We start from the raw sequence: 12,637 nt of genomic DNA, 5'->3' as shown, positions 1-12,637 counted from the left end.
AGCCCAGGGCGAGGATGGTCAGGGTGGTGACGAAGCCGAGCACCAGCCCGGCGAAGATGCCGGGCCAGGACAGGCGGTGCGACAGGCGGTCGGTGTTCAGGGTCATGCGCTTCTCCTTCGGGTGCCGTTCACGGCACAACGGGGGTGGGGTTCGAGGAACGCTCGGCGGGCGAGGCCGAGCCGATGAGGAAGGTCAGGGTGTTCTCCGGAGGGTAGGCTCGCCTGCCGTCAGCACGGGGATGGGCGACTCGCGCACGACCCGCCCGGCGACCGAGCCGAACAGCAGGCGCTCGAGGCCGGTCTTCGCAGCGGTGCCCAGCACGAGGGCGTCGTACTTCCCACTCCAGGCCCGGCCCAGCGCCACGTCGGCGGGATCGCCCTCCACGAGTTCGCCGCCGCCCAACTCCCGCAGCCGGTGCCGGGCCTCGCGCCTCCACTCCTGGTTGCGGGCCACCAGGGCGGCGGCGTTGACCGCGCGCCCCGCCGGGGTCAGGGGCACGGGCGTCTGAAGCGACCCGGCGGACACCACGTGGAGCACCTCCATCTGGGCCGCTGGGAACGCCTCCCGCGCGAAGTCGTGGGCGCGGTGCGCGGCGGGCGAGAAGTCAGTCAGGACAAGCAGACGGCGGAACCCGGCAAAGGACCCTCCCATGCCGGGCTCCCCGGTGCGGACGGTCAGGACCGGGACCGGGGACTCGCGCACCACCCGTTCGGCCACGGAGCCCAGCAGCAGACGCGGCAGGCCGCGCTTGCCACCTGTGCCCATCACGATAAGATCGATGATTCCGCTCCCGGCGCGGCGCAGGATCTCGCCCGCCGGGTCGCCGCCCGAGAGGAGTTCGCCGCCGCCCAGGGCATTGAGCCGCGTCCGGGCCTCCTCGTAGGCGCGGGCAGGGACCGCGGCGAGGACGAACTCGGCTCCGGTCGGTCCGACCGGCAGGACGTGCAGGGGGCACACCCTCGCTTCCGGAAAGTTCGCCTGAGCTGCCCGCAAGGCGGGGTGCGCCGCGTCGACGGTCTCCAGGGGCACGAGCACTCTCTTGATCATGGACAGGCCTCCTTTCCACGGCGTGGAGGAGTCGGGACAGGGATGGGGGCGGGCGCGAAGGCACACGACTTCCCCAGGAAGACGGCTTCCCGTCTCCTCGCGCGGTAGTACGGCGTTGTTTGTTCTGGTCAGTCGCCGGGGGCAGGCACCGCCCGCGTGAACTCCTCGCGGGCTTTCAGGGCGCGCAGGCTGTGGAGGTCCACGATGCTCCACACGACCTTGGAAAGGATCGGCGTAAAGATGAAGCCCATCGTGGAGGCCGTCTGGCCGATCGCATTGATGCCCGAGGGTCCCAGAATCCAGAAGGTCGGGTACAGGATCCACAGCACGGTCAGCAGCCCGGCCACCCGGCGGAAGACCCCCGCGAGGTCGGCGCCGCCCTCCTGCGCGATGCGGCGCAGCGGCCCCCAGATCATCGCCAGGATCACGAGGAACGCCACGACCCCCAGGCTGTAGTAGACGTAGCGCGCCGGTCCCGTCGTGAGGTCGGCGACCAGGCCCGTCAGGATCATGAAGGCGTCGGTACCCATCAGCGCGGCGATCAGGGTCTTGTCTTTCCTGGGTGCCCGGTGCATCGCCGTCCAGGCGAGGGCGAGCAGCAGCAGCGGCGTGGTGATCACCCAGTCGAAGTAGCGGGCGTAGTACACCTCGGTGCCGCCGATCACCGTCTTGCCGTAGCCCAGCGCCACCGACAGGTAGACGGTCCCGGAGACGAGGGCGATCATCAGCGCGGTGAGGTACTCGTACCGGGGCACGCCCCTGGGGTCGCGGCTCAAGAACCAGAAATAGAGCACCCCGGCGGCCATGCACGCCACGTAAAACCAGTGCAGCGAGACCTCAAGCGTGGGGTCCACGGGGAGCGACTCCTTCCCGAACGGGAACGGGCCTCAGGGTGTCGCGAGGACGGCCCAGCGAAGACGAGAGAATCAGTGAGGCCAGCGCAAGCTGCACCAGAACAAAAACCTCGGTCCAAAACGACATGTTCACCTCCAAAGGCGTCGAGGGGGCGGTGGAGAAAGACCGTGCTTGGCCTGAACGGAAGTTCCTGGCAAGGGTTGTTTCACCTCCAAAAGAAAAGGGCGGAGTCTACCGACAGACTCCGCCACCTCAGCGTATGGGCGCTGAATCCCCAGGAGACGACCCGCGCCCCTGAACTTGCCTCCCTGACAGTACAACAGGAGGACTCCTTGTAATTGACAGTTTTATGAGAGGGTCTCAACATTCAGAATCAGCTTGCAGTCATGAGGGAATGGTTATTGAGCGCGCTGAACTCTACATCTACATCGAAGATCAGCTCGTGTAGCCCAGCAGCCTGACGGACCGTCTGCGTGACGCGGCGGCGCGGGGCGTGCAGGTCATCCTGGTGAGGGCGCGGGTGCATGAGGTGTTCGGCCTGGTGGCCTTTCACAACGCTCTGAGACACCGGACCCTGGAGCACATTCGTGGGGGCGGTCCCGCCAGTGTCCACACCATCCATCTGCGGCAGGCGTCCCGGCAATCCGTCATTAACCTGCACTCGAAGCTGATGATCGTGGACGCCTGCCTGGCAATCATCGGCTCGGCCAACGTGAGTTGTCGCAGTAAGGGCACGGCCTCCGAACTGGCCCTGTCGGTCGTGGACGGTGAACGGGTGGTTGGGCGAATGGGCGGGAAGCCGGTGGAGCTTCCCCTTCGACTGATCCACGACAGCACGTCTTACAACGGAGACCTCCGCTGGGTTCATCCCAGTCTGCCGGTTGCACAGATGCAAACGGGCTTCCATGAAAATGGCTCATGTCCGCGGAAGACACTCAATTCGAACCACGTTTGAGGAACCACCAGTCGTACTCCGGGTGACGTGGGCCGGGGCGATAGCGCCCGCGCACCTCCACGTTACGCAGGGCAGTCCCGACCTCAGCCACGTCCACCGCCCCGACCTCGCTCCAGCGGCGCAGCAGGGTGAGGCTCGTCGTGAAGGTGGCACCCGCCTCACTCCCCAGAAGCCTGAGCGCCGCAGCGTCGTCTGTCACCACGCCTGCGCGGGGCGTGGCGTTCAGGGCCACGGCCATCGTCATCGCCTCCCCGTCGTCGACCCGCGCGGCGAAACGCACGAGCGCGTCGAGGGCCGCACCCCGTGGAGCGCCGGCCTCCAGGATCACGCCCGCCTCAATGAGGGGGGCGAGGTCGATGCGTTCCCGCTCCAGCCGCCCGTCCGGCTGCGGGGAGAGGATGTGCCCCGCCTCCTCCGGGTACACCTTCGGCACGACGTGAAAGTGAACTCCAAGCGCGCTCGCCACATCTGGCAAGCGACCCGAGGCGTACAGGTTGATGAGGGCGCAGGCGTCGAGATACCAGTCGGGCTCCCCGGTCACCTGGACCTCACGGCCAGGTCCTCATCGACCTGCCAGCGCACCCAGCCGACCTCACCCTCGGCGTTCACGCTGGACTGGCCGCTGAACTGCTCCAGCAACCCGCGCACCTCCAGACGGTCCACCTCCAGGAGACGGGCCGCCCGCCCCTCCGTGATGAGCCCCCGCTCGAGCGCCTCCAGGGCAAGGAGGGTGTAGCGCTGCGGGAACTTCGCGGGCGGCAGTTCATCCACCTGAGCCCCCACGAGTTCCTGCGCCTCGCGCACCTTGAAACCTTCCAGCCTCAACCGGTCGAAGGTGCCGGCGCCGAGCACGCCGAGTTCCTCCAGGCGGCGTACATACGCCTCGAAGGACACGTGGAAGTAGCGCGCGAGGTGCACGAAGTCCGCGATCTTGGGCTTGCCGCTGTGCCGCATGTGGTTGCGCAAATGACGAAGGACCGCGCTGGAGGGCAGCAGCAACCTTCGGGCGAAGGCCTCGGCGAAGCGCTCGCTCTCGGGCAGGCGGCCCGCGCGCAGCACCTGCACGTCCGGGCGCTGACGCCGGGTGAGGAAGTGCGCGTACTCGTGCGCGAGCGAGAGGCGCTGGCGGTCCGGCGGGTGCTTGGCGTTGACGGCGATGCAGCCCCCGAGTTCCTCGGTGAAGCCGAACAGGCCCGCCACGCGTGAGTCGAGGTCCAGGTAGAAGATCCGCAGCCCCACCTCGGTTTCGAGCACCCCCCGCAGGTCGGTGATGGGACTGTCCCCGAGCCCGAGGCGCCGCCGCTCGGCCTCGGCCACCTCGTCGGCCGCCGCCTCCGCCCCGATGCCGCGCACGTCGTACTCGCTGGGGTAGTTGCGGGGCAGGGGCGTCTCGAGCATCTCCTCCAGCTCGAGGTAGTTCTCGGCGTACCCTTGCAGGAGCGCCGCCGCCTGTTCGAGCCGGTCGCCCTCCTCGGGGTTGGCCGTTCCACGCTGCTTGAAGTACGCCTTGAACTGCACGTCGAGCCCGCCCGCCGGTGGGCGTCGGCGCAGCAGGTCGTGCAGGTTCGCCCCGTAGAGGTCCGCGAGCGCGACGAGTTCCTCGGGGGTGACACGCCGCTGGCCCTTCTCGATGGCGACGAGGGTGGTGCGGGCCAGTCCCAGCGCGTCGGCCGCGTCCTGCTGGGTGCGGCGGACGGCCTTGCGGGCGTTTTGCAACCTCGTGCCCAGCGCCGTGAGATCCATGTTGTCCAGGCTGAAGTTCGGGGCCGTCATGAGGTTGCTTCCCTTCCGGCGGCACGCGCCGGGTCGTGGAACGTCGCCTGAAAGTTCGCCCACTCCCCGGCGTACCGCCCGTACAGGGAGAGCAGCCCCGCGTCCACCTCGGCGAGGGTGAGGCGCTCCGAGGCCGCGATGGCGTGCCGGGCGCGCTCGATGTCCGGAAAGGCACGCTGGAATGCCCGGGCGGGTTCGGGAGCGTTCAGGGCCCCCGAGAGGCGGCGCACCTGGTCGGCCATCAGGGCCGCGGGCAGCGTGTCCGACTCCCGGAAGCCCGCGTGCGGAGCCCGGATGTCGTGGCGGTAGTGGCGTTCGGGCAGGTCGAAGGCCGCGAGGTCGCCCGCCAGCAGCGACACGCGGCGCAGCAGGCAGGAGGTGCAGGTGCCGCACTGCTTGCGCGCCTCCCGCAGGGGGTAGCTGTCGCACGAGACCGTCAGCTCCGCCAGGTGCCCCAGGCCATGCTCGCCCAGCAGGGCGCACATCTCCCCCTTGGTGCGCCACAACGAGGCGTTGACGACGCGGAAGTTCACCCCCAGAAGCGTGCTCAGCAGGCCGTTCAGACGCAAGAGGGTCTCGGGGTGCATCGCGAGGGTCTGGTCCGCACCGCTCGCGGCGGGCGTGAGGGGGAGGTTGATCGCCCCGACGCCGTTCTCGTACACGTGGAGGGTGTCCACCCCGCAGGCGTGCGCGGTGGCGGCACCGAAGGCCATGAACAGGAAGGCGCGGGAACGCTGGCTCTTCTCCTGCGCCTGTTCCTGCCTGTGCCAGTCACCGAGGGCGCGTTTGTTCAGCGGGTGCCTGAAGGTCAGCGCGCGGTGCCAGTCGAACTCGGGCATGGCGGCTCTCACCGCCCGCCATTGCTCCTGCTGCCTGGCCGTCAGGGACGGGTGGCTGGTGGCGCGCACCAGGATGCCGCGGTCGAAGTTGGGGTCGAGGGCCTGAATCACCGCGCCCGTCAGGGAGTCGAGGCCGCCGCTGTACAGCCCCACGAACGGGCGGTCGTGCTGCGCGGGGTACAAACCGCCCGTCACGCGGACGCGCGGAGCGCCCGGCACGAAAGTCAAGTGCCAGGCGTCGCCCGTCAGCCAGGCCAGGAAGTCGGCGAGTTCGTCCTCCAGGGCCTGCCAGCGCTCCACCTCGGTGACCGGCACCACGAGCTCCAGCACCCGGGCGCCGAAGTGTCCGTGCTGGTGAGGCCGACTCAGCAGCCGGTCGGCCGCGTACACCGCCATCGCCACGTCGAGGAGGTCGTCCAGCACGCGGGGCAGGTCCGGTCGCAGGGCCCACAGTTCCTCCGCCTCGACCCGCAGCGCGGTCAGGCGGGCGCGCGGGCGGCGTCCGAGGGGCTCGCCGAAGTCGAAGCGGCGCTGGGCGGATCGGCGGCTCACGGCTCGTCCTCCCCGAGGTCACCAAAGGCGTCCAGGTCGAGGACGACCTCCTCGTCCAGGAGCGTGGCCGTGTCCCGCCTCTGCACCTGGGGTTCGGCGATCCGGGTGAGGCGCGCCTCCCAGAAACCCTCGGCGAATTCCTGCGAGAGGCCGTCGAGGTAGTCCTGCAACTCCCGGCGGCACTCCAGGATGGCCTGCCGTCCACCCTCCTCGCTGCCGTACAGCGCGGTGAGGTCCCGGGCGCTCAGCCGTCCGAGAAAGTTGGCCTCGGTCACCTCCTCGAGAAACCGCCGGGCGAGGGCGCGCGTCACGTCCTCGGGCCCGCAGGCCAGCATGGGATCACGCAGGTCCGTGAGAACCTGTTGCGCGGCCCGCCAGGCGACCATCCCCTCTTGCAGGTGTTCGGGTGGCAGGGCGACCCGGCAAACCTCCCGCTCGTGAAAGGGGCGCGCGGCGATGTCCGCCAGTTGTCCGGCCAGAGCAGGCAGCGCCCTGACCCCGGCCGCCTGGGTCGCGCAGCGTGACAGGATGGCCGAGAGCTGCTGGGCCAGCGCCGCGGGCTCGGTGGCCGCGACCCGCATGGCCTTTTTCCATTGCCCCTGAACTTTGAACCCCACGTTGTCGAGATCCGGCACGCTGCCCTCCTGGGGACAGCATACACCATGAATCTGACAATGTCACAAAATAGAGCGACACCCCCTACTTGGGGGCTGACACTCTCTTCAAGAGTTGTTCGGTGACTTGCGCGTAAGCGGCGTCTGGAACCCGCCAGAGGTGCCGAGCACCACGGCAGAGCACCGGTTCCAGGGGGATGACATTGTCGAAGACCCAGCCGTAGGGGCCGAAGAACCAGGGGTCGGAACGTGAGGAGGTCACCTCGCTGAGGCGGGCGAGCGCCACGAGGGCTCCCGTTGCCGTGTTGCCGGGGGAGTAGGACGCGCCGAAGTGGGCCGCGATCCACTGCGCGCCGCGCTCGTCGAACGTTTTCCCCGCGTGGATGGCGATGTACTGCCCCAGCACGTGGGCGGGCGGACGCCAGGCGCGGTTCTCCACGCACTTGTCGAGATCGCGGACGGCGGCGGCCCAGGGTTGTTGCAGCGTGAGGGCCAGGAGGCGCGGCGGAAGCGTCACCCTCTCCCCCGTCAGGGCAGCGGTGGGGGACAGAGCCGGGGCGTCACACCGGGGTTCGGCGAGGGAATGGAGGCTGTTCAAGGCAGAGCAGTCTAGCGTGGGGGCCGCTCTGCATCGGGTCCTGACGCCTGATCGGTGAGCTGCTGGACCGTCTCCACCAGGGAGCGTGTGCTCTCGCGGCAGGGGACTTCGACAGGTTGGCCGTCCGAGTCCTGGCTGTACGCGCGGCACTCGAAGACGCCCTCGTGCCAGCCGGGAATCAGGAGCACGCCACGGTCGTCGAACAACCCCAGCTTCTGGCCGCGGCGGAACCAGCGGTGATCCCGCTCCTCCGAGCGGATCTGCCCGTCCTTATGAGCGACCCAGTTGCCCACCCAGTCCACCCGGCCGCCCCACAGCCCGAAGAGGGCCTCGCTCCAGCCCAGCGCGAAGCGGGGGTCCACCGCCAGCACTTCGCGTCTGGTCCGGTCGTACCAGCCCGGTGAACCGGCCGTGCTCGCCAGGAACACGTGCAGGGTGTCCACGTCCTGGTAGCCGAACAGCAGGCCGCCGCGAGCGCGGGCAGGTGAGGTGAGCTGGCGTCGGAGAAGCTGCGAGACGCCCGGAAGGACCAGGACCGATCCCAACCCCTCGCGTTCGGGAGTGGGAGCCACCGGTCCGGGAGGAACCCAGAATTCACGCTGTTGCACCCTCATCGTGCGCGCAGTGTACGGCCTCTTCCCCCGGAGTTGCTAGGTTTAGAGTGTAGACCGGCTTTCAGGGGTGCCGCAGGCTGGCCGGGTGTCTGCCAGCGCCGCCCGCCTCCGCTTCGCCGCGCACGTCCGGCGGTTGCGCAAGGCGCTGCGAGTCTCGCAGGAGGAATTGGGAGAGCGGGCGGGAATTCACCGCACGTACATTGGGGCCATCGAGCGCGGCGAGGCGAACGTGACGCTGGATCACATGCAGAAGCTGGCGGACGCGCTCGGGGTGGATGTAGGTGAACTGCTCGGGCCGCCTGACTCCCTGAAGTCGTCTCCCTGACGGATGGAGAGGGGGGTTGCCTCGGCTCGGCGGCTCACGACGCGCTGGCCAGTGCAAGCGGGGAAGTGCTCAAGAACGTTCTGGTCAGTCGGGGCTTGGACCCTCTGACTGCGAGCCTGACTGCCTCTCTCTTTGTCGATGCCATCCCAGCCGTCACGCTCTACCTTGTGGGCAAGAAGGCCGAGGGCGCAGACATTCGGGGCCGCGAGGCATTGGAGGCCGAACGCCTCCTGGAGTTCCTCAGACTCGTCGGTCGCGCCGTTCAGAACAACGCGCTTCCTCTCTGGAAGATTCGTCAGGTTATGGAGGAGATGCCCGCGCTCATCGACACCTTCGACTGCATCATCCGGAGCGTCGAGGCGGAGACCATTCGGGCCAAGCTTCACCATCACGCTCGGCTGGCGAGGACGGTGATCGCTACGGAGACCAGGATGAGTCGCTCCGAGGAGTATCAGCACTACTCACGCTCGTTGCTGGACCTGATGCCTTTCGAACTGTAGGTGCTCTCGGCCGTCGTCGCTTCTCCCCTGGGTGGCGGCTTGATGGGAGGCGAGGATGACGACGGGGAGGTCGGTTCAGTCTTCGGTGGGCGGCTCACCGTGCAGGATGTGGAAGCCCTGCTGGGGCTACGCAGCCACTCGGCCAATGTCATGGGCGGAGCAGGTCCGTTGCGGCAGATTCCCCAAGGCCTGTTGACGGGTGCCCTCTTCAAGCTACAATCTCACGGGTTCGTCGAGGTGGGGCTATCCATTCATGACTCCATTCGCCGGGAGCACACGACGCGGCTCAAGGTGAACGGGACAGCCTACCGCTTCACCCGGTGGTGTGTGGAGGAGCAAACAGCAGAGCCCTCGCTGAATGCGCCACAGGATCCGGGGAAGTGAGGCATTACAAGGAGTGCTGATGGAGTTTAAATAGCGTCTGGTACGAGGATCTTCACTGTTCAGAGCTTAGTGCAGATAAGTTGAGTTATCTATGGGGTATGACGCTGGAGGTGTACCGGGGGTCGGCCCTCGACCGAGCGAAGGGGTGGGGTGACCTGTTGCCCGAAAAGAGGAGACGCCGGGCGGTCGAGGCGGTAAGGGACCGGGACGCGGAAGCGCTGTGGAGTCTGACCGAGGCGTACCTCACCCTGCACGGGGCAAGCGGGACGGCGACGAGTTCCCGGACCTTGAAGGCCTACCGCTGGGCAGTGGGACGGTTTTTGAAGTACAGCGGAGATCAGGCGGTGAACCTGTTGCGGATGACGGGCGAGGACGGGGTGCGCTTCGTCCGCACCGTCGAGGCCGCCGGGCTCAGTCCAGCGAGTACCCGGGTGCAGCTTGCAGGGGTGAGGCTGTTTAATAAGGCCCTACGTTGGGCGGAGGCGACACAGGTCGCGCCTTTCTCAGATGTGCGGCCGGTGCGGGACAAGACGGCGGCGTGGGACAAGCGGTCCCCCTACAGCGACGCGGAGGTGTGGGCGCTGCTGGAGGCAGCCGACCCCCGAATGCGGGCCTTACTGCTGCTGTGTGCCCACGGTGGGCTGAGGATCAGCGAAGCCTTGGCGCTGGAGTGGGCAGACGTGAACCTCGCCGCACGTGAACTGGTGGTGCGCTCGGGCAAGGGGGGGAAGCGGCGCAAGGTCGTCCTCGGGCAGAGCCTCCGAGCCGCCCTGGCTGCCCTGCCTCGTGGGGAAGTTGTGATCGGGGGCAGCTACCCGGCAGCGGTGGAGCGGCTCCAGCGCCTGTGCGTTCGTGCAGGCGTCCCCTACCGGGGGCACCACGCCCTGCGGCACTATGCCGGGACGCGGCTGATGCGGGAGGGTGCAGCCCTCGACGACGTGGCCCGGCATCTGGGCCACTCCGCGCTGGGGACGGCACGTATCTACGCCAAGTGGAGTGAGGAAGGACTGAGGCGGCGGCTCTCCGGCTGGTGAATGCCAGACCACCGCGAGAGGGAAGGCAACTACCGATGGCCCTCCTCCACCTCCGCAGGGAGGAGGTGGACTGGCAATTGCCCCGGGCCACCCGCCAGACCTAGCTGCCCCTCCGGGAGGCCATCCTCGCCCGGGTGCCTGAGGAGCGGCGTGGCCTGGTGGGTGCCGGGTTGCGGTTCAACCTCTTCAGCGGGGAGACGGAGCAGCTCACCCGTGCCGCGTACGCGCGGGCCGTGGAGGCCCAGCGGCCTCAGGCACCGGCCCAGGCCACTCCGGCCACCCTTTTCGCGGCGCCCCCGTCACCGCAGAGCAGACCCCCAGCCCGCGTGAGCCTCGAAGCGCACGAGCGGCACGGCATCCTCCTCGACCCTGACCACATCCTCGCGCCCCTCGGCAAGGCACCCGATCGCCAGCGGTACCTGCAACGGATCAACGACAATGCCTTTGAGTCGCACGAGTTGCATCTGATTCGCGTGCTCTACCGCAAGCGCCGCCCGGACCTCGCCTACGCGAGCATCATTCCCAGTTCCCAGCAGCTCAAACTCATCCATGACCTGTGGCCGGCAATTCAACAGGCCATCCGCGAGCCCGAACGCACCAGACTTGCCCAGGTGATCGCGAACGGGCGCTTCACGCCGGAGGATGAACTGCGGCTCAAGAGCCACTACCGGGACCGGGGTTCCTAACAGAGCAGATCGAGACTCTAGACCGCGAGTTGCGAGCACGGGTGGAGACCGCGCCCGACCTTGGGCGCCAGGTCGAGCTGCTGCAAAGCCTGCTGGGCTTCGGGTTCCTGGTGTCGTTGACGGTGTTGGTGGAGACAGGGGCGTTCAACATGATGGAAACGGGCCGCCAACTGGCGGCGTACGCGGGCGTATCGCCCGCACCCCACCAGTCGGGAGCGATGAACAAGCGGGGCCGGATTTCCAAGATCGGGAATCCTCGATTGCGCCGCGTCGTCTACCTGGCGGCGGTGGCGGCGACCCGGACCCAGAGCAAGGAAAAAGCGTTCTATCAGCGACTACGCGACCAGGGAAAGCCCGGCAAGGTGGCAGTGACAGCGCTCGCCAGGAAGCTGCTGTGTGTGGGCTTTGCGGTGGTGCAGTTGGGGCGGCCCTACGATCCGACGTACGCTAAGCCTGCAAAACAGGCCGCTTGACCGCGGCCCGCAAAGACAATATCTACTAAAATCTCTGCATCTTGATACTGGTGGCGAATTCAGGGGTGCACACTGGGCCATGAGCCTGCGTCCTGAACCCCTCGGTGAGATTCCCGAACATACTGCCCGTGTTGTCCGTGCGGCGTTCCCCAAAGGGAACGCCATCATGCGGCTTCGTGATGCCTGTGGTGCGCTCTACCAGGACGCCGACCTCGCCCACCTGTTTCTAAAACGTGGGCAGCCCGCTTGGTCTCCCTGGCGGCTCGCGCTGATCACGGTGTTCCAGTTTCTGGAAGGGCTCAGCGACCGTGAAGCGGCAGACGCTGTTCGAGGGCGTCTGGACTGGAAGTACGCTCTGGGGCTCGAACTGACCGACCCCGGCTTCGATCACACCGTGCTCTCGGAGTTCCGAGCCCGGCTCACCGAGGACCAACATCAACTGCTGTTGCTCGACACGATGCTGGCGCGCTTCAAGGAACAGGGGCTGCTGAAGGTCCGGGGGAGACAGCGTACCGACTCGACGCATGTCCTGAGCAGTGTGCGGGTCCTGACCCGACATGAACTGTTGGTCGAAACCTTGCGCGCTGCCCTGAACAGCTTAGCGACTGTGGCACCGACGTGGCTCGGCCACTGGGCGTCGCCCGAATGGGCGACGCGGTATGGCAAGCGTGCCGAGGAGTTTCGCTTCCCCCGAGGGAAGACCGAGCGTGCTGGATTCATCGTGCAGACTGGGCAGGACGGGTTTCGTTTGCTCGATGCGCTGGATCCGCTGGATCAGGACAACGTGCATACCACTCTTCGAGACTTACCCGCCGTCGTGACGTTGCGAGCGGGCTGGGCACGGCACTTCGAGCGGCAGGGGGACCACGTCCGGCTTCGAGAAGGGAACGAACTGGGGCCCGCGTCCGAGAGCTTCAACTCGCCCTACGATTTCGAGGCTCGGTATGGCAACAAGGGCACCCGGAGTTGGCACGGCTACAAGGTGCATCTCACCGAGAGCTGTGACGACGACACGCCATACCTGATCACCCATGTCCGGACGACCCGCGCACCCCAAGCCGACATCGACGCGATGCTGCCCATCCACGCCGCTTTGAAGCTCAAGAACCTGCCGCCCAGCGAGCATCTGGTGGACACGGGGTACGTCAGTACAGAGCTGCTAGGGTCTGTCTGGGTGAATTTGGGAGGATGGGGGGATGGGACGGACAGATTTAACCGAGCAGCAGTGGGCTCAACTTCGCCCACTGCTGCCCCCACACCCCAAGCGAGGACACGCCTACAAGGACCACCGCGTCGTCCTGAACGGCATCATCTGGCGCCAGAAGACCGGCGCACCCTGGCGGGACATTCCTGAGCGGTACGGGTCATGGCATACCTGCCATGACCG

General features: G+C 67.5%; 16 protein-coding genes and 1 pseudogene. 9 read left to right on the top strand and 8 right to left on the bottom strand.

Annotated elements, in window-relative coordinates; all coding sequences use genetic code 11:
* Window positions 1–193: 193 nt before the first annotated feature.
* Together A7B18_RS20330 and A7B18_RS20325 are read right to left on the bottom strand one after the other, a co-directional pair.
* Window positions 194–1,048 (bottom strand): universal stress protein, encoded by an 855-nt coding sequence (locus tag A7B18_RS20330; RefSeq protein ID WP_102128498.1) that lies wholly within the window; start codon window positions 1,046–1,048, stop codon window positions 194–196.
* Between the two features lie 128 nt (window positions 1,049–1,176).
* A complete protein-coding gene (locus A7B18_RS20325) occupies window positions 1,177–1,902 on the bottom strand; it encodes a bacteriorhodopsin (protein ID WP_102128497.1) in 726 nt (241 codons plus the stop codon).
* A 458-nt stretch (window positions 1,903–2,360) separates the two neighbouring features.
* Between A7B18_RS20325 and A7B18_RS20320 the strand changes: the two genes are divergently transcribed.
* Entirely contained in the window at window positions 2,361–2,858 is a 498-nt protein-coding gene (locus A7B18_RS20320) for a phospholipase D-like domain-containing protein (protein WP_102128496.1), read from the top strand.
* Here A7B18_RS20320 and A7B18_RS20315 read toward each other — a convergent pair.
* The 6 genes from A7B18_RS20315 to A7B18_RS20290 all read right to left on the bottom strand — a co-directional run bounded on the left by A7B18_RS20315 (window position 2,839) and on the right by A7B18_RS20290 (window position 7,848).
* Window positions 2,839–3,399 (bottom strand): hypothetical protein, encoded by a 561-nt coding sequence (locus A7B18_RS20315; protein ID WP_102128495.1) that lies wholly within the window; start codon window positions 3,397–3,399, stop codon window positions 2,839–2,841. The genes A7B18_RS20320 and A7B18_RS20315 overlap by 20 nt on opposite strands.
* The gene (locus A7B18_RS20310; protein WP_102128494.1) at window positions 3,396–4,631 is read right to left on the bottom strand and encodes an XRE family transcriptional regulator; all 1,236 of its coding nucleotides are present in this window, start codon (window positions 4,629–4,631) and stop codon (window positions 3,396–3,398) included. The genes A7B18_RS20315 and A7B18_RS20310 overlap by 4 nt, the downstream gene beginning before the upstream one ends.
* Window positions 4,628–6,022 (bottom strand): hypothetical protein, encoded by a 1,395-nt coding sequence (locus tag A7B18_RS20305; protein WP_102128493.1) that lies wholly within the window; start codon window positions 6,020–6,022, stop codon window positions 4,628–4,630. Before A7B18_RS20305 ends, A7B18_RS20310 begins: the two co-directional genes overlap by 4 nt.
* Complete coding sequence (locus tag A7B18_RS20300) at window positions 6,019–6,657, bottom strand: hypothetical protein (protein ID WP_102128492.1); 639 nt, start codon at window positions 6,655–6,657, stop codon at window positions 6,019–6,021. Before A7B18_RS20300 ends, A7B18_RS20305 begins: the two co-directional genes overlap by 4 nt.
* A gap of 64 nt (window positions 6,658–6,721) precedes the next feature.
* A complete protein-coding gene (locus A7B18_RS20295) occupies window positions 6,722–7,153 on the bottom strand; it encodes an ASCH domain-containing protein (RefSeq protein WP_102128491.1) in 432 nt (143 codons plus the stop codon).
* A gap of 92 nt (window positions 7,154–7,245) precedes the next feature.
* Complete coding sequence (locus tag A7B18_RS20290; RefSeq protein ID WP_146009629.1) at window positions 7,246–7,848, bottom strand: hypothetical protein; 603 nt, start codon at window positions 7,846–7,848, stop codon at window positions 7,246–7,248.
* Window positions 7,849–7,933: 85 nt separating this feature from the next.
* Here A7B18_RS20290 and A7B18_RS20285 point away from each other — a divergent pair, with 85 nt between their 5' ends.
* The 8 genes and pseudogenes from A7B18_RS20285 to A7B18_RS22160 form a co-directional block, all read left to right on the top strand.
* Window positions 7,934–8,173: a helix-turn-helix domain-containing protein gene (locus A7B18_RS20285; protein WP_102128489.1), complete on the top strand. Its 240-nt coding sequence runs from the start codon at window positions 7,934–7,936 to the stop codon at window positions 8,171–8,173.
* Between the two features lie 65 nt (window positions 8,174–8,238).
* Window positions 8,239–8,673 carry a hypothetical protein gene (locus tag A7B18_RS20280; RefSeq protein WP_102128488.1) on the top strand — a complete coding sequence of 145 codons (435 nt, stop codon included), beginning with the start codon at window positions 8,239–8,241 and terminating at the stop codon, window positions 8,671–8,673.
* Entirely contained in the window at window positions 8,674–9,057 is a 384-nt protein-coding gene (locus A7B18_RS20275; RefSeq protein WP_102128487.1) for a hypothetical protein, read from the top strand.
* 98 nt (window positions 9,058–9,155) lie between these two features.
* Entirely contained in the window at window positions 9,156–10,091 is a 936-nt protein-coding gene (locus A7B18_RS20270) for a tyrosine-type recombinase/integrase (protein WP_245872992.1), read from the top strand.
* A 134-nt stretch (window positions 10,092–10,225) separates the two neighbouring features.
* Window positions 10,226–10,777 carry a hypothetical protein gene (locus tag A7B18_RS20265; protein ID WP_146009628.1) on the top strand — a complete coding sequence of 184 codons (552 nt, stop codon included), beginning with the start codon at window positions 10,226–10,228 and terminating at the stop codon, window positions 10,775–10,777.
* Window positions 10,778–10,818: 41 nt separating this feature from the next.
* A complete protein-coding gene (locus tag A7B18_RS20260) occupies window positions 10,819–11,250 on the top strand; it encodes a transposase (protein WP_180970276.1) in 432 nt (143 codons plus the stop codon).
* Window positions 11,251–11,329: 79 nt separating this feature from the next.
* Window positions 11,330–11,656 (top strand): annotated as a pseudogene (locus tag A7B18_RS22755) (transposase); the annotation flags it as partial.
* Window positions 11,657–12,446: 790 nt separating this feature from the next.
* The coding region (locus tag A7B18_RS22160) for a transposase (protein WP_146009591.1) at window positions 12,447–12,637 on the top strand (191 nt) is incomplete at its 3' end.

It is taken from the genome of Deinococcus planocerae (assembly GCF_002869765.1).
GTDB classification, from domain to species: domain Bacteria; phylum Deinococcota; class Deinococci; order Deinococcales; family Deinococcaceae; genus Deinococcus; species Deinococcus planocerae.
Note: the sequence above shows the minus strand (reverse complement) of the source record. Positions and strands in the feature narration are given on the sequence as shown.

Bases quoted from the DNA above. Each gene is read 5' to 3' on its own strand.
- A7B18_RS20330 (WP_102128498.1), bottom strand. From the start codon at position 1,048: ATGATCAAGAGAGTGCTCGTGCCCCTGGAGACCGTCGACGCGGCGCAC.
- A7B18_RS20310 (WP_102128494.1), bottom strand. From the start codon at position 4,631: ATGACGGCCCCGAACTTCAGCCTGGACAACATGGATCTCACGGCGCTG.
- A7B18_RS20290 (WP_146009629.1), bottom strand. From the start codon at position 7,848: ATGAGGGTGCAACAGCGTGAATTCTGGGTTCCTCCCGGACCGGTGGCT.
- A7B18_RS20270 (WP_245872992.1), top strand. From the start codon at position 9,156: ATGACGCTGGAGGTGTACCGGGGGTCGGCCCTCGACCGAGCGAAGGGG.